Consider the following 20413-nt stretch of genomic DNA (forward strand, 5'->3'; position numbering starts at 1 on the left):
CCTCTCCCTGTGGGAGAGGGCCGGGGTGAGGGCAGCAGAGCGCACCCATTCACTGTTCCCCGGAACCGTAGCCCGATGCGCCGTTGTTTTGTCGGGTGGCGCTTCGCTTACCCGACCTACGGTCCGTGCGATCTGTCGTTAATTTGAGCCGGTAAGTGAATCGCCACCGAGGGCGTTAGTAAAGTAAAATTTGTGGGTGCTTTATTCCACAGGCTAACGCGTATCGCGTTAAGGTATCCAGACTGGCGCGGGTGATATTGGCTTCCATTCTGGAGACCGTCGGCGCACTCACCCCCATCCTCTGCGCCACCTGGGCTCGGGTCAGCCCCGCCTGCTCGCGCCATTGCGCCAGCATAGTACGTAATCGCTGTTGACGTTCTTGCGCATCGAATGCAGCCTGAACCTCAGGCTGGCTAAGCAGTTCTGTTTTTAACGTATCCCAGTCAATGATCTTTTTACTCATTGCGCATCTCCTCTAATCGCTTCAGCGCCAGGCGAATTTCCGATGATGGGGTTTTTTGCGTTTTCTTGACAAAAACCCGTAGCAGAAAGAGCGTCTTGCCTTGCTGAAAAACGTAGATCCCTCGCCCCTGTACCGAACCTAACGCACGAATTTCAAATAACCCCTGCCCTAGCGGTTTACTGTCAGGTTCTCTCAGCGCGGTGGGATTTTGGCGTAACTTGTCTATTTGCCGGATCATCTTCGCCTGGACAATGGGCGGAAGCGCCTGCAATTCCTTTTTAACGTCCACATGCACAACTATTCTGAACATCAGACTCCCTTCCTCTGGATGTTAGCATATAAGGCAAATTGCCTTAAAGGCTAATTTTTGAGATGCCCGGCAAGCCTATGCTCATTTGCAGCCAATCGCAGAAAAATGTGCTGAAACTGGAATCAGGGACGAAAAAAGGCCGCGACTGAGCGCGGCCTGAGTGGTTAGCGTTCTCAACGCGAGCTTATTTTTTCTCCACCTGCCCTTCGCCGGCGTGCCAGATGCGCTCGGCATAGCGGCCAATCACCGCCAGCGAGACGGCAAGGATCAGGAAAAACAGCACTTTGTGCATCCCGTTCCAGAAAAACTCAAAGAAACGGGTATAGAGATTGATCGCCAGGAAGGTTAGTCCGAAGCCGCGCAGCATTCCGTCATCGGTTTTCAGGCTGATAAAAATGCAGACGCCGGCCGCTACGGCAAACAGCAGCCCCCACGGCAGGAGTCGCGCCTGGCTCACCTGGTACCAGCTGTCTGCGTCGTAATTGCCGAAAATCGACAGGATCCACAGCGCAATAAACAGGTACGTGAGGCCCATCGCCTTGCTGACGGTAAACAGCTGCCGCTGGCGAAGCAGGGATTGCGCGCCGTAGCAGAGCGCCAGCAGCGCGCCGCCGAACAGGACGAAGCGAATCGGGTAGTTCATGCCCAGCCAGTAGGCGCCCCACCCCGAGACGTAGCCGGTTTCCGCGCCGAACCAGTTGCCCAGCGCCAGCAGAAAAAAGAGCCACACCAGCCCGGAGCGGGCAACATAGCCGATGGCGCCGTAAATCACGCATCCGGCCAGAAACAGCGGTGCGATATGGCCGCTGCCGTTATCCAGCCGTTCGCCAAGCTGCCATAGCGACACGGCGGTAAAGACGACGCCCAGAAACAAAATCGCCTCGGTGCTGTAGTGCCATTGCGTTTCCCGTCGCTGGCGGCGAAAGCCCCAGCCGTAGCAGACGACTGCCAGCAGCGCAGGCAGCAGGATCCGCGTCAGCGCCGAGTGGCTGAACAGGCTCAGCAGCCACGCCACCAGCTCGCTGTCGGCGAACAGGCTGCCCAGAGCAATCAGCACGCAGGCCAGCGCGGTCCAGAAGGCGTAGCGGCTCAGGCGCCGCCAGTCGAAGGGGGAGACGCGCAGCGTTTGCGCCAGCCGCTGGCTGTCCGACGGGGTTAACTCCCCGCTGGCCTGCCAGGCGTTCAGCGCGCGCTGAATTATGCGTTGCTCTTTTCGGGTTACGTTCATAGGCATTCCTTGAGACTGATGACAAACCTGTTTTCGCTAATGTGCTCGCCTTTCTGCCGGGCAGCAGCTGTCGCCTTCCCCGGCCTACTTAACCATTTATATATCAGATTGTTACCCCTTACCGTAAGCCCGCGTAAGCGCAACGCCGCCGGGCATGATATCAGGCTCGATACCCGTCATATTGCCGGGTGGCGGCTACGCCTGACCCGGCCTACGGTCCCTGGGGTTCGTGCGACCTGCCGGAAGTTACCCACCAGGGCTGCTGAAACTGCCGGTGTTGCGGCCTCAACATCGCTGAGACGTTCCCGGCAGGCCGGGGCAGCCCGCATGGATGCGGGCTGAGGGCCGTGTTTTGCACGGACGCTGCCTCGGCCCGACCCGAAGCCTGCAGGGATAAGTCGAAGGCACCACGCAGTGGCGATGTTGCTGGCCGGAGCCCGGGGGTACAGGGGGCGGCGGCGACTGGCCGCCCCCTGTGCGCTCCCCGCGCCATGAGAGACATAACGCAGAAGACTAACCGGGAGCGCAATGTGCGCTGAAGTCGCAGATAACATGAAAGACTTCCCTGCAGGGCTTTCCCTCACCCTACCCCTCTCCCGGAGGGTAAGGGAACCGTCCAGCAGCGCCGGCCGGGAATACCCGAAGATGGCACATTGCCAGCCATCTGATTCCTTGTGATTAATGTTGGTCCAGCCACGCCAGCGCCTGCTCGCCCGCCTCGTCCATCGGCAGATAGACCAGCAGGCGCGAACCGTTGCGCGGCGCCGAATACCAGTACATCTGCTGCAGACTGAATCGCCCGAGCTGCGGGTGGTTAAAATGTTTAATCTGGTTTTCCACACCGCGCACCTCGTAGCGCTGATGCCACAGCGTTTCAAACTCCGACGAGGCGGCGAAAAAGCGCGCCAGCTTGTTTTCCCACGCCGGATCGCCACGGTGCTCGGCCATCGCGGCGCGGAAATAGGAGACGAAGGTCGGCAGCACATCGCGATTTTCGATCCGGCTGCGCCAGGTCTCATGGGTCAGATAGAGATAAATACAGTTGCGATCTTCTTCCGGGAGGGTGGCGAAATCGATGCCCATCAGGCGGCAGAAGCTGTCGTTCCAGGCCACAATATCAAAGTTCGGTTTCTGAATGCTGGCCGGCTGCGGCATCAGGCTGTCCAGCATGCGGCGGGTGCCGGGGCTGATGCCTTCGCACACCGTCACCTGGGTGGCTTCCGGCGGGGTCAGCCCGGCCAGTACGAACAGGTGCCGGGTCTCCAGCGGACTGCACTGCAGGGCATTCGCCACCCCCACCAGCCCCGCCTCCGACGGATTCACCTCCCGCCCCTGCTCCAGCCAGGTGTACCAGGTGACGCCGACGTCGGCGAGCATCGCCACCTCTTCCCGACGCAGGCCCGGCGTGCGCCGGCGGCCCACGCGGGGCAACCCCAGGCGCTGCGGATCGAGGCTTTCGCGGCGGGCGCGCAAAAATGCCCCCAGCTGTTTGCGTCGATCGTCCGGCACGGCGATCGTCAACTCCCGTTGCGGCATCGTGGTCATCACCCCTCCAGCATAGTAGTGCCAGTACCAGTATAGACAGGAACTGGTACCCGTTTAATTTATCGGTAATGCTACGTCGGTCTGCTGAATGACGCAATGGAGAATCCCATGAATACGTCTGCTGTTTCACCCGGCCGCGCCGGTCTGTTGCTGCTGCTGGGCGGCCAGATGCTGCCGCTTATTGATACCTCGATCACCAATGTGGCGCTGGACGCCATCACCCACACCCTGGCGGCCAGCGCCACGCAGCTGGAGCTTATCGTCGCGCTTTACGGCGTCGCCTTTGCCGTCTGCCTGGCGATGGGCAGTAAGCTTGGCGATAACTATGGCCGCCGGCGCCTGTTTATGTGGGGCGTCGCCCTCTTTGGCATCGCTTCCCTGCTGTGCGGGATGGCGAACAGCATCGGCGCCCTGCTGGCGGCCCGCACCCTGCAGGGCGCCGGGGCGGCGCTGATTGTGCCGCAGATCCTCGCCACCCTGCACGTGACCCTCAAAGGCCCCGCCCACGCCCGGGCTATCAGCCTGTATGGCGGCATCGGCGGGATCGCCTTTATTGTCGGACAGATGGGCGGCGGCTGGCTGGTATCGGCGGACATCGCCGGACTGGGCTGGCGCAACGCCTTTTTTATTAATGTGCCGATCTGCCTGCTGGTGTTGGCTCTGAGCCGCCGCTATGTGCCGGAAACCCGTCGCGAGACGCCGTCGCGTATTGACTGGCTGGGCACGCTGTACCTCGCGCTGATCCTCTGCTGCTTGCTGTTCCCGATGGCCCTCGGTCCGGAGCTGCACTGGCCGCTGTGGCTGCAGCTGATGCTGGTGGCGGTCCTGCCGCTCATGTTCGCCATGCGTCAGAGCGCCCTGCGCCAGCAGCAGCGCGGCGACCATCCCCTGCTGCCGCCGCGTCTGCTGCAGTTGACCAGCATCCGCTTCGGCATGGCCATCGCCCTGCTGTTTTTCAGCGCCTGGTCCGGCTTTATGTTCTGCATGGCGCTGACCATGCAGGAGGGGCTGGGGATGGCGCCGTGGCAGTCCGGCAATAGCTTTATCGCCCTCGGCGTGGCCTATTTTATTTCGGCGCTGTATGCCCCGCGGCTTATCGCCCGCCACAGCATGGGGCGGATCCTGCTGACCGGTCTGGCGGTGCAGATCGCCGGGCTACTGCTGCTGTGCGCCACCTTCTCCCGCTTCGGCATCGCTACCACCGCCCTGACGCTGGTCCCCGCCACGGCGCTGATCGGCTACGGCCAGGCGCTGATCGTCAACAGCTTTTACCGGATTGGCATGCGCGATATCAGCGCCAGCGACGCCGGGGCCGGGAGCGCCATCCTCAGCACCCTGCAGCAGGCGACCCTCGGTCTCGGACCGGCTATCCTTGGCTCGCTGTTCCTCGCGCTGGCCCGCCGCGGCGGCGGGAACTATCCGCAGGCGCTGATTGATTTTCTGCTGGTCGAGGTGGTCATGATGCTGTTGCTGGGGGCCATCGCGCTGTGGCTGCGCCATCATCTCAACCGACAGCCGGCGACGGTAACGTCGTAATACCGGCGGCGGTGATTTGCATAATAGCTATCCAGCGGTCATCATACCCGCTGGATATTCAGGAGACGTTATGCAGGAATTAATATCGCAAATTGCCGCCTTAGGTATCGAAATAACCCCCACCCGCTCGCTGATGATTATCTTCGGCATTATCTTATTCACCGCCGTCGTCGTGCATCTGATATTGCACAAAGTGGTCCTACGCGCTTTTGAAAAACGGGCGTTGGCCAGCAGCCATCTGTGGCTGCAAATCATCACGCAGAATAAACTCTTTCACCGACTGGCTTTTACCCTGCAGGGGATCATCGTCAACGTGCAGGCGGTGCTGTGGCTGCAAAAAGGCAGCGAGGCCGCGGAAATATTAACCACCGTGGCTCAGCTATGGGTGATGATATATGCCATGCTGTCCTTCTTCTCGCTGCTGGATGTGATCTTAAAGCTGGCGCAGAAATTTCCTGCCGCCTCTCAGCTGCCGCTGAAGGGGATATTCCAGGGGATTAAGCTGGTGACGGCGATTATTATCGGCATCCTGATTATTTCGCTGCTGATAGGCCAGTCACCGGCAATCCTGATTAGCGGGCTCGGCGCGATGGCCGCGGTGCTGATGCTGGTGTTTAAAGATCCGATCCTCGGTCTGGTGGCCGGTATCCAGCTCTCTGCCAACGATATGCTCAAGCTTGGCGACTGGCTGGAGATGCCGAAGTACGGCGCCGACGGCGCGGTGATCGATATCGGCCTCACCACGGTCAAGGTACGCAACTGGGACAACACCATCACCACCATTCCAACCTGGTCGCTGGTCTCCGACTCGTTTAAAAACTGGAGCGGCATGTCGGCCTCCGGCGGCCGCCGCATCAAACGCAGCCTCAACATCGACACCACCAGCATTCATTTTCTTGATGAACAGGAGCAGCAGCGCCTGATCCGGGCGAAGTTGCTTAAGCCCTATATGGATTCGCGCCACGAGGAGATTAGCGCCTGGAACCAGCAGTACGCCGGGGAACAGTCGGTTCTCAATGAGCGGCGAATGACCAATGTCGGCACCTTCCGCGCCTATCTGCAGGAGTATTTACGCCATCATCCACGCATCCGCCAGGATATGACCCTGATGGTGCGCCAGCTGGCGCCGGATGCCAACGGGTTGCCCATCGAGATCTACTGCTTCACCAACACCGTGGTGTGGGCGGAATATGAGGGGATCCAGGCGGATATTTTCGACCATGTCTTCGCCGTGGTGGAGGAGTTTGGCTTACGCATTCATCAAACGCCCACCGGCAACGACATTCGCGCGCTGGCGGGCGCCTTCTCCCGCTGATCCTCAGGCGCTGGCGCGGGCTATCACGCGCCAGTCCATCATCACCCGCTCGACGGCGGCGTCGGGATCGTCGATGCGTTTCATTAACAGATCCACCGCCGTGCGGCCGATCGCCCGGGAGGGCTGTTCGACGGTGGTCAGCTGCGGGGAGACCACTTCCGCCAGCTCGGTGCCGTCGAAGCCGATCACCGCGATATCCTCCGGCACCCGCAGTCCGGCCTGGTCAATCGCCCGCAGCGCCCCGGCAGCAAGTGAGTCCGAAACGGCAAACACCGCGTCGGGCTGCTCGTCTTGCGACAGCAGCTGCTCCATCGCCCGTTTACCGGCCGCCGCGCTAAGATCCTGCGCGTAAGTCACCTGCTGATACACCAGACCGTGCACGTGCAGCACGCTTTTATAGCCGCGCTCGCGCAGACGGGCATAGCGATAGCTCAGGTCGTGATTAATGAGCGCAATGCGGCGGCGGCCGCTATCGGCCAGTCGGGACACCGCCCCCTGAGCCGCCTCGACGTCGTTAATCCCGACGCAGGAGATGCTGCCGGTGTCGGCATACTCCGCGCACTGCACCCAGGGCGCATCGCCAATCATGGTGGTCAGTTCCGGCAGGCTGGAGAGCGCGTTCATGGTAATAATGCCGTCGACCATTTTGCCGGAGAGCAGCTGCAGGCCCGAGGTCGAGCGGGCCAGATCCGACCCGGAGTTACACAGCAGAATGCGGTAGCCATTCTTCTCCGCCTCTTCTTCTATCCCTTTCACCACCTCGGCGCAAAAGGGGTTAGCGATATTGGAGACCATCACCAGGATCATATTGCTGCGAGCGGTTCGCAGCTGACGCGCCAGCAGGTTCGGCTGATAGTTGCTCTCTTTGATCGCCTGCAGCACGCGCTCACGGTTTTTGGCTTTTACCGTATCGCTGTTGTTCAGCACCCGCGACACCGTGGCCACCGAGACGCCGGCCAGACGTGCAATTTTCTGAATAGACATAAACCCTGCACTTCCTGCGATAGAGGTGGATCCTGCAGGCTATCATAAATGACCTCTGGTCAGCCTGCCAGCCTGGCGCGAAAGCGCGGGAACGCACGAGAAAACTATTAAAAATCAGGGCTTCTCTCCCACGCCGTTAACGCGCATCCTTTTGCCGTTCCACCCGGTTCGCGCTCTGGCGACAGCCCCCTGGCGCCCTATTTCTTCATTTATGATTAAGGATGATATCTCCATGAGGCTCTCCACCGCAGTTCTCGCCCTCAGCTGTGCCCTGGCAACGATCACCAGCTGCACCTCGTCAAAATCGTCACCGGAACGCCACGCTTACGCGTTTGTCGCCCACCGCTCCGATTTTGTCGGCGGCAATTTCACCGTCAACCGCCAGGAAAATTACCGTTTAAACCTGCCGACCTTCACGGCAATGTACGCCCGCGGCCAGCAGGATAAAGCCGCTGGCATGAGTGAAAGCGACGCCCGCCACACCGCTGAGGCCATCAAACAACAGGCGGCGCAGGGCACCCGCACCGAGCACGCCTTTACCGGCAACGCCAGCGACAAATGGGATAATGCGATGGAAAATAAAGATGCCGTCCTGTTCGGCAACGAGCTCTCCGGTGCCTATCTCGACGGCTATCTTGGGGTGAAATAATCCTGCGCCCCGCCTGCACTCAGCGTTCGACGCTGACCCAGCGCTGCTGCTGATGGCTTTTGACGATCGCCTCGATGATGTACATCACATCGGCGCCGTCGTCGAAAGCGGCGAAGCGCCGGGCCCCGGCCTCCGGCATCTTCCCGGCGCGCACCGCCTGATAAAAATGCCCCATCATATTCTTGAAGGCATCCGGCCAGCCCTCAATATGGCCGCCGGGATAATGGGCGCTGGCGGCGGCCTCCGGCCGCAGCAGGCTCGGGTCGTCGCTGAGCAGGCGATCCGGCTGCTCGCGGTGGCCGATCCACAGTCGCTGGGGCACTTCCTGATCCCAGGCCAGAGAACAGAGGCTGCCGTTAATCTCCACCGCCAGACGGTTTTTCCGCCCGGCGCTCACCTGGGAGACCATCAAGCTGCCTTTGCTGCCATCGTCAAAACGCAACAGCACCGAGCCAAAGTCCTCAGTATCGACAGGCCGGGTTTCATATGCCTGCGCCTCGTGAACGGCGCTGAAGGTCGCTTTACCATTGACCGGCGCTTTACGCGTTGGCCAGACAATCGACAGATCCGCCATCACCTCGACAATCCGCCGACCGGTCATAAACTGCACGGTATCGCACCAGTGGGAGCCGATGTCGGCCACCGTCCGCGACGCGCCCCCCTGCGCCGAATCGACCCGCCAGTTGTAGTCGGTCTCCAGCAGCATCCAGTCCTGTAAATAGCTGCCGTGCGCCGCGAAGATCCTGCCAACATCGCCATGGCGGATCATCGCCGCCGCCTGCTGGACCATGGCGAACTGGCGATAGACGAAGCTGACGCCATGCACCACGCCGGCCCGGGCGGCAAGCGCCACCAGCTCCCGCGCCTCCTCCGCCGTCATACACAGCGGCTTTTCCGAGAAGACGTGCAGCCCGGCGGCGAGGATCTGCCGGTTAATCTGGGCATGCAGATGGTTCGGCGTACAGTTATGCACCACCTGCAGCCCCGGATGGGCCAGCAGCGCCTCCACGCTGTCGTAGGCATGGGCAATGTTCAGCGCTCGCGCCTTGCGCTGCGCCGCCTCAAGGCGGCTGTCGCACAGCGCCACGACCTCGACATCTCCCAGCCGCCGCAGCGCCTCCAGATGCGCCGGGCCAATAAACCCTGCCCCGATTATCGCAACCTGAATCATGTTATTCCCTCCCGCCGGCGGCAAAGTCATCGAAGGCCCGTCCGGCAACGGGAATGATATGGCGGCGGATAAACTCGCTGCCCTCGCGCGCGCCGGTCTCGGCGTCCTTCAGGCAGCACTCCCACTCCAGCACCGCCCAGCCGTCAAAATCATATTCGGTCAGCTTACTGAACACCCCTTTGAAGTCGATCTGCCCGTCGCCAGGAGAGCGGAAACGCCCGGCCCGCTGCTGCCAGGGCTGGTATCCGCCATAGACGCCATTGCGCCCGTTGCGACGAAATTCGGCGTCCTTGACGTGAAACGCTTTAATACGCGAGTGATAGATATCGATATAGGTCAGATAGTCCATCTGCTGCAGATGCAGGTGGCTCGGGTCATAGAGCATATTGCAGCGCGGATGGTTATCCACCAGCGCGAGAAAACGCTCAAAGGTCACGCCATCGTGCAGATCTTCGCCGGGGTGGATCTCATAGCAGACATCGACGCCCTGTTCGTCGAAGTGGTCCAGCAGCGGCCGCCAGCGCCGGGCCAGCTCGGCAAAGGCCTCATCCAGAAGCGGCTGATTGTGCGGCGGCCACGGATAAAAAAAGGGCCATGCCAGCGCCCCGGAAAAGGTCGCATGGGCCTTCAGCCCCAGACGGCCGGAGGCCACTGCCGCCTGGCGCACTTTCTCCACCGCCCAGCGCTGGCGCGCCTGCGGATCGCCATGTAACGCGGCTGGGGCAAAGGCGTCAAACGCCGCGTCATACGCCGGATGCACCGCCACCAGTTGCCCTTCAAGATGAGTGGACAGCTCGCTGATGACCAGCCCATGCTCCGCCAGGGTGCCGCGGACCTCGTCGCAGTAGGTCTGGCTCGCCGCCGCCCGCTCGACATCGAAAATCGCCGGGTGGTTGCAGGGGATCTGCAATGCCTTGTACCTCAGGCCGGCGGCCCACTGCGCCATCCCCGCCAGGGTGTTGAACGGCGCCTGCGGGCCGATAAACTGCGCCAGAAAAATGCCCGGTCCCTTAATCGTTTTCATACCCCCTCCTGAAAAATTAGTGCGGCTCTTTCTCGTTGTACTGGAAAGAGAAAAGGAAAATCAGCGCGATAACCGCGGCGGCCACCGCCGGGATCCACCAGAAGGTCACCCAGGCCTGCGGCACGCTCTGGCCGGCCACCAGATGGTTATACAGCGCGCCGGAGATCTGCGAGCCCAGCAGCATGCCGATCCCGTAGGTGAACATCACAATCATGCTCTGCGCCTGGCCTTTGACCTTCTCGCCCGCCACGCGGTCGGTGTAGATAAAACCGACGACAAAGAAAAAGTCATAGCACACGCCGTGCAGCAAAATGCCCAGATAGAGCAGGAAGCGCCCCTCTTCGCTGACCCCGAGGGCAAAAAAGGCGTAGCGGACAAACCACGCCACCATGCCGATGAGCAGCATATATTTCACCCCGAGGCGACGGAACAGCAGCGGGATCACCAGCATAAAGACGATCTCTGACATCTGGCCGAACGACATCGCGGTGCTGACATCCTTGACGCCGGCATCCGCCAGATACGACGCGGTATAGGCGTAATAGGTGCCTAACGGCACGGAAATTAAGGTGGCGCAGAGGGAGAAAATCAGGAAGTGACGGGTTTTCAGCAGCGCGAAGGCGTCCGCGCACAGCAGATCGCGAAACTGCACCGGCATGCCTTTGGCCGGCGCCGGGGTATGGGGCAGCGTCAGGCTGTAGATCGCCAGCGCCACCGAACAGAGCGCCGCCACGGTGAAGATGCCGGTGGTATCAGAGATGCCGGTCACCCCGATGCAGATCCCGGCGATAATCCAGCCGATGGTGCCGAACACGCGGACCACCGGGAAGGTTTTATCGATATTGGCCAGGCTGTGGAACGCAATATTGTTGGTCAGCGCCAGGGTCGGCATATAGCACAGCGTATAGCCGAACAGCAGGCCAATCAGCAGGGCGCCGTTCTGCGCCACCAGCGCCTGGGGGACAAACCACAGGATCGCCGCCCCGGCCAGGTGCATCACCGCCATCACCTTCTGCGAGGCGAAAAAGCGGTCCACCAGCATCCCCAGCACAAAGGGGGACAGAATGGAGGCGATCGGCCCGGCGGAGAACGCATCGCCGATCAGCAGTGACATCTCATAGCGGGTCATCACCAGCCCCAGGGTCACCGACCAGCTGCCCCAGATAAAGAACTGCATAAACATCATTAACGACAACCGCGGCACCAGAAAACGGTGGCTCACGCGGACACTTTCCCGACCTTCTGTTGTTGTGACCATGTTGCTCGCCCTCAGAAAAGTAATCGATTACAAAATCGCTCAACACAAAAGTAATCGATTACAAAAAGAAGATCGTCAGGCAAATTCCCCACCTGCGAAGAGGATCACAATAAAAAGGCAGGCAGCCCCGCCGGACGGCGGGACGTCTCGCTTACGCCGGGCGGCGCAGCAGTTTGAAGGCGATAAACAGGAACAGGATCCACACCGGCAGCAGGATTGCCGACAGGCGCATGCCGTCGATAGTGCACATCAGCACCAGAATCAACCCAAGGAAAGCAATGCAGAAGTAGTTGCTGGCGGGCGCCAGCAGCGCTTTGAACTTCGATTCACGCCCTTTGCGGCGCTGGGCGGCACGGAACTTCAGGTGCGCCATACAGATCATGATCCAGTTCAGGAGCAGCGTCGCCACCACCAGGGCCATCAGCAGCCCCAGCGCTTCATGCGGCAGCAGGTAGTTCAGCACCACCACCAGCGAGGTAATGACGCCTGACAGCAGCAGCGAATTCACCGGCACGCCGCGTTTGCTGACGCGGGCGAGGAACGTCGGCGCATTGCCCTGCACCGACAGGCCGAACAGCATCCGGCTGTTGGAGTACACACCGCTGTTATAGACCGACAGCGAGGCCACCAGAATGACGAAGTTCAGCGCGGAGGCCACCATGTTGCTGTCGAGATGATGGAAAATCATCACAAACGGGCTGCTGTCGGATTTGATCTCCACCCACGGGTAGAGCGCCAGCAGCACCACCAGTGAACCGATATAGAACAGCAGGATACGATAAACCACCTGGTTGACCGCTTTCGGGATGCTCTTTTCCGGGTTTTGCGCTTCGGCGGCGGTGATGCCGATAAGCTCCAGCCCGCCGAAGGAGAACATAATCACCGCCAGCGACAGAATAAGACCGTGCCAGCCGGTGGCGAGGAAGCCGCCGTGTTTCCACAGGTTGTCGAACCCGGCTTTGCTGCCGCCGTGGCCGCCAAACAGCATCCACAGGCCAAAGGCAATCATGCCGATAATCGCCAGCACCTTAATCAGTGCGAACCAGAACTCCGCTTCGCCATACAGACGGACGTTGACCAGGTTGACGGCGTTAATAATGAGGAAGAAGGCCGCCGCCCAAACCCAGGTGGGCACGTCGGGGAGCCAGTACTGCATGTAGATCCCGGCGGCGGTCAGCTCCGCCATTCCCACCAGCACGAACATCACCCAGTAGTTCCAGCCGGACAGGAAACCAGCGAACGGGCCCCAGTATTTGTAGGCAAAGTGGGCAAAGGAGCCGGATACTGGCTCTTCCACCACCATCTCGCCCAGCTGGCGCATGATCAGAAAAGCGACAATCCCGGCCACGGCGTAGCCCAATAAGACCGCCGGGCCAGCCATTTGAATCGCAGGACCAATGCCAAGAAACAGGCCGGTACCAATCGCGCCGCCAAGGGCGATAAGTTGAATGTGTCGGTTCTGTAAACCGCGATGAAGCGTCGGGCCGCTCTCTTCTACGGCATCCGACGACGTTGACGCGTCTTTCACGTCGTTCCCCTGTGTGTTTTTGTGAAGGGGCACCTTTTATCACTTAGGGGGAATTGTCGCAAGTTGCGCGGGGCGAGCGTCAGCCGCCCGCCCCGCTTTTTTAGCGTCAGAAGTCGTAGCTCATTGAGACGCGCACGGTACGCGGATCGCCTTCGAACAGATAGGTACCGGTATCGTCAATGCCAGACCAGTACTTCTCGTTGGTCACGTTGGTCACCCCGACGCGCCAGGTCATTTCGTTCTGGTCGGCGTTCAGGCGCATACGATAGCGCAGGCCTAAATCCAGGGTGGTGTAGCTATCCAGCTTCTTGGTATTGGCCGCATCGGCATACTGCGACCCGCTATGATTGACGCGCGCGGTGGCGGTCAGGCCTTCCACCGGCTTGATATCATACTCGGCGCCGAGCACTGCGTAGAAGTTAGCCACCCCGATGGCATCTTTACCGTCGGTTGCGCCTTTAGCGGTTTTAGTTTGTTTGGCATCCAGCCACACCGTACTGGCGTTAAGACGCAGCCCCAGCATCGGCTCGCCGAAGACGTTCATCTCTACGCCGCGGTTACGCTGCTCGCCGTCGAGGCCGTAATTGCCAGCGGTATCGGAAATAGCGTTCGGTTTTTTGATTTCAAACAGCGCCAGCGATCCGCCGATCGTTCCGTAGTCGATCTTGACGCCCACTTCGTCCTGCTTCGAGTGCGCGATCCCGGTACTCTGCCCGGCATTGGCCGCCGTCGTCGGCGCCACAGAGCCCGGCTGCAGCGCTTCGGTATGGTTAGCATACAGCGACAGCTGCTCCCACGGCTTGTACACCAGGCCAAACGTCGGCATCCAGCGGCTTTGGGTATAACGCGAAGAAGTATCTTCCAGCCCGGTGGCGTTGCTGTAGTTGCGCACAACCACTTTCTGATGACGAGCGGCGGCGGTAAACAGCACTTTATCGTTAAAGAAGCCGAGGGTATCACTCAGCAGCCAGCCCTGCGTACGGCTGCGCGAGGTGACCAGCGGATCGTGGTAGTTGCCGCCAAAATAGGCGTTATCCGGCATCGCCACATCACGGTTGTCATAGATATTGGTGGTCGGATTCTTCGCCGACATCCGCCAGGCGGTAGCATCGGTATGCACCTGCGCCGCATAGCCGAGGTTCACCTTATGCGAAATCGCGCCGGTATTGAAATCGCCGCGTACCCCGCCCATGCCGCTGATCGCGTCGATAATGCGGTTAGTATCCAGGCGGCCCACCGTCGCATCGCCGTTTTTATTCAGAAGCTTCGGCGCGCTGTAGGTGCCAATTTCATGCGAATGCTGGCCGCCGAGGGCGCTGTATACCGTCCAGCTATCGGTCAGGTCATATTCTGCCTTCGCCATGCCGAATTCGCTTTCGATATCGCTATAGCCCCACTTCTGGCTGTAGTTTTTGCTGTTGTCCGGCAGCGCCGGAACGAAATCCACGCCGCTGATATTGACGCCCATCGTACCGCCGTGGAACGTTTTCTTCTGGTAGCCGAAATCGAGCGAGGAGCGGAAACGGTCGCCGCGGTAATCAAGCCCCAGCGAAGCCAGCGTAGTACGACGTTTATCATTATCGATAGCGCCTTCACCCTCGCGATGCACCAGGTTGACCCGGGCGCCGAACTGGTTGTTGTCGCCGAAACGGCGTCCCAGGTCGAGGGTGCCGCCCACCTGAGAATCAGAGGTATAGTCGACGCCAACGCGCGCGGTCGGCAGATCTTCCGCCCGTTTCGGCTCAAGGTTAATCATCCCGCCGACGCCGCTGCTGGCCGCACCGTTAAGCAGGCTGTTAGCTCCTTTGAAAATTTCAACGCGCTCCAGCATCTGGGTGTCCATCACCTGACGCGGCACCACGCCCGCCAGGCCGCCCATGGTCATGTCATCGCCATCGAGCTTAAACCCGCGGATTCGATAGGTCTCGGCGAAGTTGCCGTAGCCCTGTACGGCCTGCACGCCAGCGTCGTTACTGACGACATCGGCGATGGTTTTCGCCTGCTGATCCTGAATCAGCTTCGAGGTATAGCCGATAACGTTAAAAGGAACGTCCATCGCCTTTTGTTCGCCAAGCATCCCCAGACGGCCGCCGTGAGCGATCTGCCCGTCGAGGAATGCCGGAACCACCAGGTCGCCGCCGGATTTAAAATCGCTGGTTTCGTTAGCCTCGACGATGAGGGTCTCTTCGCCAGGTTGCTTCGCGGCGGCAGCGTCCGCGGCCATCGCCGTTTGACTGGCAGCGCCGATGGCTAAGGCCAGCAGCGTTTTACGCAGCGGGAAGGATGAATAGTGCGTGGTGTGCATAATTTGCCCCATGGATGAGGATAAATGAATCAAAGGGCCCGTCGCCGGACCCGTTATTTTTATTGCGCGTTCAGGTCAATGCGTACGACGCTGTCCGGGCCTTTTGTGGAGTGGTCTTTATTGAAGGGCTGTTTGACGGTGACAAATAGCGTCTGACCATCGGCGGAAAGCAGCAGGCTGTTGGGATTGGCCGGCAGCGCCCAGCTTTTCTTCAGCGTGTAGCGGCTGGCGTCAAGGCTGATAACCTTGCCGGATTCACGCTGCGAAATATAAATTTCGTGGCGTTTCTTATTGAACTGCACTGCCAGCGAATCGCCGACGTCGAGCTGTTTAAGCAGCTTGCCGCTGTGGATATCCAGCACCAGAGTGGTTTTCGCTTTCGAGTTATCAGTCACAAACAGGCGGCCGGTGTCGCTATCTTCGGCCATATTAAGCAGCAGCGCTGGCTTGTCGCCCAGCGGCTTCCAGCGCTGTTCAATGCGCTGGTTATGTGGGTTGATCACCAGAATTTCACCGCTGCCGTTAGCGGCGTACACGCGACCGGTTTGTGCGGAGTAGTGCAGGCCGGTCATCCATTTACCGGTATTTTTAATCCGTGTTTTCAGCTTCAGAGTGGTGGCGTCAACCACCCAGATTTGCGCCGGGTCGGCGACCGCACCAACGTAGAGAGTATTGTTCAGCAACAGCAGCTGGCGGGCCCCATAAGGGCGACCTTTTTCATTGCGCTCGCTGAACAGCAGGCGGTTTTTTACCTTGCCGGTGGCGGTGTCGATAGCGCTGATGCCGCCGTCCAGCGAATTGCTGACATACAGCGTTTTACCCTCCGCAGAGAGCTGTAAAGCGAAGTTTTTCAGATCGGTGTGCGTCAGGCCGATGGTATTGAGGGTGTGTGGATCCAGTGTGTAGACCGCCCCGCCCTGCACATTTTTAAAGCCTTCGGCGCTGGCGACGTACAGCGCATCACCCTGCGGGCTTAACGCCATCTCGTACAGCCCTTCCGCTAGCTGGCGCTGCAGCGGTTGCGCCACGTTAGGGGCTGGCGAGTCGACAACCGGTTGGGAAACGGCAGAGGAATGAGGCGTCGCGCAGCCGCTTAACGCCGCGCTGATGGCCAGCGTCAACGTCGGAAGTGTGTATTTCATTGGATCAACCCTATAAAAAATCAATGACCCGATGGACGCGCAGCGACCGATATTGTCTGTTTCCAGCCTGCTGTCTTTACGTCACCCTACGCCTTCGCGACTCTTAGTGAACGACTCACTGGCGCAGCTCGAACCTTGCCAAAATTACGAATGAAAAAGAGAATGAGAACTATACTCATTATCTAATATCAAACAAGTCCTGGCGGGCAAAAAAGATAATCTGCTGATTTTTTTTACGGCAATGGCGGATAACGAGGGGAAGAAAGGATCCGCGAAGGGAAAAAGAGTCCCGGAAGCGAGGCAGTGCCCCCTCCCGGTTTCAGGGCCAGAAGGCGCAGGATGTGTCGCCCATCTGGCGCAAAACGACAAATGCCTGCGCTATGTCGCTGAGCGGCGGTTAATAGCGCACCATCACCGACTTCAGCTCCGTATAATCATCGATAAACGCGCTGCCGAATTCGCGTCCGATGCCCGAGCCCTTCATGCCGCCGAACGGTACCGCCGGGTCGAGGAAGGTATGCATATTGACCCACACGATGCCGGCGTCAATCGCCTCCGAGTAGCGCAGCGCCTGGCGAATATTATCGGACCAGACGCTGGCCGCCAGGCCATATGGCGACGCATTGATCCGCGCCAGCGCCTCTTCTTCACTGCGATAGCCGATAAAGCTGCATACCGGACCGAAGGTCTCCTCGCGCATCAGGGTGCTCTCTTCGCTGCGGACTTTGACCGCAGTCGGCTGCAGGAAATACCCCTCTCCCGGCAGCGCTTCGCCGCCGCAGACGATGGTATCCCCCTCGTCGCGCGCGGTCTGGATCAGTTTGAGCACTTTCTCGTACTGCTGGCGGTTGGCCAGCGGCCCCATCAGCGTCTGTTCATCCAGCGGCGATCCCGGCGCGAAGGCGCTGAGCTTGTCTTTCAGCAGCGCCAGCACTGCATCCAGTTTGCCCTGCGGCAGATAAAAACGCTCCGCAGCGGCGCAAATCTGCCCCTGGTTCAGGTAGCCGGCTTCAATAATGCCGTTGACCATCGCCTCCGGCGTCAGGTCATCGAGGAACAGCGCGGCGTTTTTGCCCCCCAGTTCAAGGGTCACCCGTTTACCTGACGCGCAGGCCGACTGCTGGACTTTTTCACCGGTGGCCACCGAGCCGGTGAAGCTCACCTTGGCGCAGGCCGGATGCGTCATCAGCCGCTGGGCAATCTCGCCGCCGGTGCCGTTGACCACGTTAATCACCCCATCCGGGATACCCACCGCTTTCGCCAGCTCCGCCACGCGCAGCAGCGTCAGCGGCGTATACTCGCTCGGTTTGAGGACGATGGTGCAGCCGCAGACCAGGGCCGCCGCCAGCTTCCAGATGGCAATCATGATGGAGAAGTTCCACGGCACGATGCCGACCACCACCCCCAGCGGCTGGCGGCGGGTGAAGGCGGTATATTTCTCACCGTTCATGGAGGGGAGCGAGACATCCAGCGTTTCGCCGGTGACTTTCCCCGCCCAGCCGGCGAAGTAGCGCAAAAACGCCACCGATTGATCCAGCTCCAACATCCGCGCCAGCATGATGGTCTTGCCGGAGCAGAGACTTTCCAGCTGCGCCAGCGCTTCGCGATGCTCAGCCAGGGCATCCGCCAGCTTCAACAGCAGCGTACCGCGCGCCAGCGTCGGCATCTCACGCCACTGACTGAACGCCTGGCGGGCGCTCTCCATGACGCGATCCGCCTGATCCACATCCGCTGCCGTCACCTCAGCAATTGCCTGACCGGTGGCCGGGTTAACCACCGCGAACGGCGCGCCGTGGCCCGCCTCACGTTGACCGGCAATAAACTGCCCGTGTGGCTGGCGTAAAAAGGCGGTCACTTCCGCCAGTAAGGTTATCTCGCTCATCGTCAGCACCCGTTTTTTTAGCAAAGTTGGCCTATCACAGCACGGTTGCTCTGCGCCGCCCATCGTTCTAAAGAACGTCATTCTTCCGGACGATATTCAACGCCCGCATGGCGTGCTGTGATGAGGACCTTGAGCCAGGCAAGACCACAGGGTAACGCGATGAACATTAAAATCGATGCGCTGAACTACTACGGCGCGACGAAGAAATACCACCTCCATTTCCCGGCGCTGCGGGAAGATATTGAAGCCGACGTGGTGATTATCGGCGGCGGCTTCTCGGGGATTAACACCGCCCTTGAGCTGGCGGAACAGGGTATCACCAACGTGGTGGTGCTGGAGGCGCGCCATCTTGGCTACGGCGGTACCGGGCGCAACGGCGGCCAGGTGATGGCCGGTATCGGTCACGACATCGAAGCGGTGAAAAAGCACGTCGGCAAAGAGGGGCTGGAGACGCTGTTTAAAATCGCCAACCTCGGCGCGGGCATCATTCGCGAACGCATCCGCAAATACCATATCGACGCCGATTTCGTCCCCGGCTACGGCTATCTCGCCTATAACCAGCGGCAGCTCAAAACGCTGCGCCAGTGGGAGAAGGAGTTTAAAGCCGCTACCCCGGATGAAGAAATCGAACTGTATACCGGCAAAGAGGTGCAGCAGGTGGTTGGCTCCGAGGTCTACTGCGGCGCGCTGAAACATATGGGCGGCGGGCAGATCCATTCGCTCAATATGCTGCTCGGTTCGGCGCAGGCCGCCCATTCGCTGGGGGTAAAGATCTTCGAATCCTCGCCAGTGGTGGAGGTGAATTACGGCAAACAGGTGCGGGTACGCACCGCGATGGGCAGCGTCAAAGCCGCCAAACTACTGTGGGCCTGCGACAGCTTCCTCAACAATATGGAGCCGGAGATCTACAACAAGACGCTGGTGACCTACTCCTATCAGGTGTCGACCGAGCCTCTTTCCGATGAACTGATCGAGCGCATCAGCCCACTGCGCGGCGCCTTCAGCGATATTCGCCCGGTGATTAACTACTACCGCGTCACCCGGGAAAATCGCCTGTTGTTCGGCAGCGCGACTCGCTTTGTGGAATATACGCCGAACGATTTCGCCGCCTGGAATCGCACCCTGCTGGCGGAGGTCTTCCCCTATCTGAAGGATGTGAAGATCGATTTCGCCTGGGGCGGGCCGATGGCCTGTAGCGCCAACCTGTTCCCGCAGATCGGCACCCTACGCGATCACAACAACGTCTTTTACGTCCAGGGGTACTCCGGCTTCGGCGTCACCCCGTCGCACATCGTGTGCAAAATCCTCGCCGAAGGGATCAACGGCGGTTCCGACCGCTATCGCCTGCTGAGCAGCATCCCCCACGCGACCATCCACGGCCGTGACAGCCTGCGCTTGCTATTAGTCACAGCCGGAAAATTGATGCATCAAACCGCCGGTTTCTGGAAAGGCCGGAGTTAACCAGGAGAACGCTATGCACGCTTTTAAACTTAAACACCCGGTACCTGACCTGCAGCCGATCGGCAGCGTCAGCCTGCTCGGCGCGACGCCGACCGCGGGAGACCCGCAGGTGGCCGGGGCGATGATCTACGGCGAGCCGCAGGACGCCTTTACCTGCGGACTGTTTTCGTCCACTGAGGGGAGCTTTACCATGACCTATCCGTTTACCGAGCATGCCACCGTGCTGGAAGGCGAAGTGGAGCTGACCGTCGCCGGTGGCGAGCCGCAGCGCTTTGCGCCGGGCGACAGCTGGTTTGTTAAACAGGGCACCGAAGTGGAGTGGAAAATCCTGACGCCGCGCTTTGTGAAGCACTACCTGGCGAACGTCGAGACGCGCTAACACGCTGATAATGCCCGGCGGCGCAGGGAGCGCACAGGGGGACCCGGAGGCGGCGCATTGCGCCTTCTCCGGGCTACCAAATCGCACAGCGCTGTAGCCCCGGTAAGCAGCAGCGCCACCGGGGGTTTTGAGGCCGCCAACACCGGCGTTTCAGTCAGCATGGTGAATAAATTAAAGGCAGGCCGCACGGACCGTAGGCCGGATAAGGCGCAGCCGCCATCCGGCAGAAATAC

17 protein-coding genes are annotated in these 20413 nt (G+C 60.1%); 5 read left to right on the plus strand and 12 right to left on the minus strand.

What is annotated here, in order from left to right; genetic code table 11:
* Positions 1-175 precede the first annotated feature (175 nt).
* The 4 genes from HMPREF3142_RS18875 to HMPREF3142_RS18890 all read right to left on the minus strand — a co-directional run bounded on the left by HMPREF3142_RS18875 (position 176) and on the right by HMPREF3142_RS18890 (position 3546).
* The gene (locus tag HMPREF3142_RS18875; RefSeq protein WP_012542525.1) at positions 176-463 is read right to left on the minus strand and encodes a helix-turn-helix domain-containing protein; all 288 of its coding nucleotides are present in this window, start codon (positions 461-463) and stop codon (positions 176-178) included.
* Positions 456-773 carry a type II toxin-antitoxin system RelE/ParE family toxin gene (locus HMPREF3142_RS18880; protein WP_023322191.1) on the minus strand — a complete coding sequence of 106 codons (318 nt, stop codon included), beginning with the start codon at positions 771-773 and terminating at the stop codon, positions 456-458. Before HMPREF3142_RS18880 ends, HMPREF3142_RS18875 begins: the two co-directional genes overlap by 8 nt.
* Positions 774-957: 184 nt before the next feature.
* A complete protein-coding gene (locus HMPREF3142_RS18885) occupies positions 958-2001 on the minus strand; it encodes a DUF2157 domain-containing protein (protein ID WP_070612312.1) in 1044 nt (347 codons plus the stop codon).
* Between the two features lie 678 nt (positions 2002-2679).
* Positions 2680-3546 carry a helix-turn-helix transcriptional regulator gene (locus HMPREF3142_RS18890; RefSeq protein WP_070612313.1) on the minus strand — a complete coding sequence of 289 codons (867 nt, stop codon included), beginning with the start codon at positions 3544-3546 and terminating at the stop codon, positions 2680-2682.
* A gap of 108 nt (positions 3547-3654) precedes the next feature.
* Here HMPREF3142_RS18890 and HMPREF3142_RS18895 point away from each other — a divergent pair, with 108 nt between their 5' ends.
* Complete coding sequence (locus HMPREF3142_RS18895) at positions 3655-5082, plus strand: MFS transporter (RefSeq protein WP_032732656.1); 1428 nt, start codon at positions 3655-3657, stop codon at positions 5080-5082.
* 70 nt (positions 5083-5152) lie between these two features.
* Complete coding sequence (locus HMPREF3142_RS18900) at positions 5153-6397, plus strand: mechanosensitive ion channel family protein (protein WP_004202471.1); 1245 nt, start codon at positions 5153-5155, stop codon at positions 6395-6397.
* Between the two features lie 3 nt (positions 6398-6400).
* On the opposite strand, the gene HMPREF3142_RS18905 is transcribed toward HMPREF3142_RS18900, so the two are convergent.
* Positions 6401-7381 carry a LacI family DNA-binding transcriptional regulator gene (locus tag HMPREF3142_RS18905; protein ID WP_012968759.1) on the minus strand — a complete coding sequence of 327 codons (981 nt, stop codon included), beginning with the start codon at positions 7379-7381 and terminating at the stop codon, positions 6401-6403.
* Positions 7382-7613: 232 nt separating this feature from the next.
* On the opposite strand from HMPREF3142_RS18905, the gene HMPREF3142_RS18910 reads away from it, so the two are divergent.
* Positions 7614-8030, plus strand: coding sequence for an Exc2 family lipoprotein (locus HMPREF3142_RS18910; protein WP_070612315.1), 417 nt, complete (start codon positions 7614-7616; stop codon positions 8028-8030).
* Between the two features lie 19 nt (positions 8031-8049).
* Here HMPREF3142_RS18910 and HMPREF3142_RS18915 read toward each other — a convergent pair whose 3' ends face one another.
* From HMPREF3142_RS18915 to HMPREF3142_RS18945, 7 genes are all read right to left on the minus strand, one after another.
* On the minus strand, positions 8050-9201 hold the full coding sequence (locus HMPREF3142_RS18915) for a Gfo/Idh/MocA family protein (protein ID WP_049009045.1): 1152 nt from the start codon (positions 9199-9201) through the stop codon (positions 8050-8052).
* A 1-nt stretch (position 9202) separates the two neighbouring features.
* Entirely contained in the window at positions 9203-10225 is a 1023-nt protein-coding gene (locus tag HMPREF3142_RS18920; RefSeq protein WP_032729529.1) for a sugar phosphate isomerase/epimerase family protein, read from the minus strand.
* Between the two features lie 16 nt (positions 10226-10241).
* Positions 10242-11447 carry an MFS transporter gene (locus HMPREF3142_RS18925; protein ID WP_012542531.1) on the minus strand — a complete coding sequence of 402 codons (1206 nt, stop codon included), beginning with the start codon at positions 11445-11447 and terminating at the stop codon, positions 10242-10244.
* 187 nt (positions 11448-11634) lie between these two features.
* The gene (gene pheP, locus HMPREF3142_RS18930) at positions 11635-13011 is read right to left on the minus strand and encodes a phenylalanine transporter (protein WP_012968762.1); all 1377 of its coding nucleotides are present in this window, start codon (positions 13009-13011) and stop codon (positions 11635-11637) included.
* Positions 13012-13117: 106 nt separating this feature from the next.
* Positions 13118-15316, minus strand: a complete 2199-nt coding sequence (locus tag HMPREF3142_RS18935) for a TonB-dependent receptor (protein WP_022065421.1) — start codon at positions 15314-15316, stop codon at positions 13118-13120.
* A gap of 59 nt (positions 15317-15375) precedes the next feature.
* Positions 15376-16458: a YncE family protein gene (locus HMPREF3142_RS18940; RefSeq protein ID WP_022065420.1), complete on the minus strand. Its 1083-nt coding sequence runs from the start codon at positions 16456-16458 to the stop codon at positions 15376-15378.
* A 397-nt stretch (positions 16459-16855) separates the two neighbouring features.
* Positions 16856-18340, minus strand: a complete 1485-nt coding sequence (locus HMPREF3142_RS18945) for an aldehyde dehydrogenase family protein (RefSeq protein ID WP_012968765.1) — start codon at positions 18338-18340, stop codon at positions 16856-16858.
* Positions 18341-18499: 159 nt separating this feature from the next.
* Here HMPREF3142_RS18945 and HMPREF3142_RS18950 point away from each other — a divergent pair, with 159 nt between their 5' ends.
* Together HMPREF3142_RS18950 and HMPREF3142_RS18955 are read left to right on the plus strand one after the other, a co-directional pair.
* Positions 18500-19801, plus strand: a complete 1302-nt coding sequence (locus HMPREF3142_RS18950; protein WP_012542535.1) for an NAD(P)/FAD-dependent oxidoreductase — start codon at positions 18500-18502, stop codon at positions 19799-19801.
* 13 nt (positions 19802-19814) lie between these two features.
* Complete coding sequence (locus HMPREF3142_RS18955) at positions 19815-20180, plus strand: cupin domain-containing protein (protein ID WP_002892824.1); 366 nt, start codon at positions 19815-19817, stop codon at positions 20178-20180.
* The last annotated feature ends 233 nt before the right edge of the window (positions 20181-20413 follow it).

The sequence above is a fragment of the Klebsiella sp. HMSC16C06 genome, assembly GCF_001808325.1.
GTDB lineage: Bacteria > Pseudomonadota > Gammaproteobacteria > Enterobacterales > Enterobacteriaceae > Klebsiella > Klebsiella variicola.

What these genes read in the sequence shown, in the direction of transcription:
- HMPREF3142_RS18890 (WP_070612313.1), bottom strand. Translation starts at nt 3,546, where the DNA reads ATGACCACGATGCCGCAACGGGAGTTGACGATCGCCGTGCCGGACGAT.
- HMPREF3142_RS18895 (WP_032732656.1), top strand. Translation starts at nt 3,655, where the DNA reads ATGAATACGTCTGCTGTTTCACCCGGCCGCGCCGGTCTGTTGCTGCTG.
- HMPREF3142_RS18885 (WP_070612312.1), bottom strand. Translation starts at nt 2,001, where the DNA reads ATGAACGTAACCCGAAAAGAGCAACGCATAATTCAGCGCGCGCTGAAC.
- HMPREF3142_RS18905 (WP_012968759.1), bottom strand. Translation starts at nt 7,381, where the DNA reads ATGTCTATTCAGAAAATTGCACGTCTGGCCGGCGTCTCGGTGGCCACG.
- HMPREF3142_RS18900 (WP_004202471.1), top strand. Translation starts at nt 5,153, where the DNA reads ATGCAGGAATTAATATCGCAAATTGCCGCCTTAGGTATCGAAATAACC.
- HMPREF3142_RS18955 (WP_002892824.1), top strand. Translation starts at nt 19,815, where the DNA reads ATGCACGCTTTTAAACTTAAACACCCGGTACCTGACCTGCAGCCGATC.
- HMPREF3142_RS18880 (WP_023322191.1), bottom strand. Translation starts at nt 773, where the DNA reads ATGTTCAGAATAGTTGTGCATGTGGACGTTAAAAAGGAATTGCAGGCG.
- HMPREF3142_RS18875 (WP_012542525.1), bottom strand. Translation starts at nt 463, where the DNA reads ATGAGTAAAAAGATCATTGACTGGGATACGTTAAAAACAGAACTGCTT.
- HMPREF3142_RS18940 (WP_022065420.1), bottom strand. Translation starts at nt 16,458, where the DNA reads ATGAAATACACACTTCCGACGTTGACGCTGGCCATCAGCGCGGCGTTA.
- HMPREF3142_RS18945 (WP_012968765.1), bottom strand. Translation starts at nt 18,340, where the DNA reads ATGAGCGAGATAACCTTACTGGCGGAAGTGACCGCCTTTTTACGCCAG.
- HMPREF3142_RS18920 (WP_032729529.1), bottom strand. Translation starts at nt 10,225, where the DNA reads ATGAAAACGATTAAGGGACCGGGCATTTTTCTGGCGCAGTTTATCGGC.
- HMPREF3142_RS18950 (WP_012542535.1), top strand. Translation starts at nt 18,500, where the DNA reads ATGAACATTAAAATCGATGCGCTGAACTACTACGGCGCGACGAAGAAA.
- HMPREF3142_RS18910 (WP_070612315.1), top strand. Translation starts at nt 7,614, where the DNA reads ATGAGGCTCTCCACCGCAGTTCTCGCCCTCAGCTGTGCCCTGGCAACG.
- HMPREF3142_RS18915 (WP_049009045.1), bottom strand. Translation starts at nt 9,201, where the DNA reads ATGATTCAGGTTGCGATAATCGGGGCAGGGTTTATTGGCCCGGCGCAT.
- HMPREF3142_RS18935 (WP_022065421.1), bottom strand. Translation starts at nt 15,316, where the DNA reads ATGCACACCACGCACTATTCATCCTTCCCGCTGCGTAAAACGCTGCTG.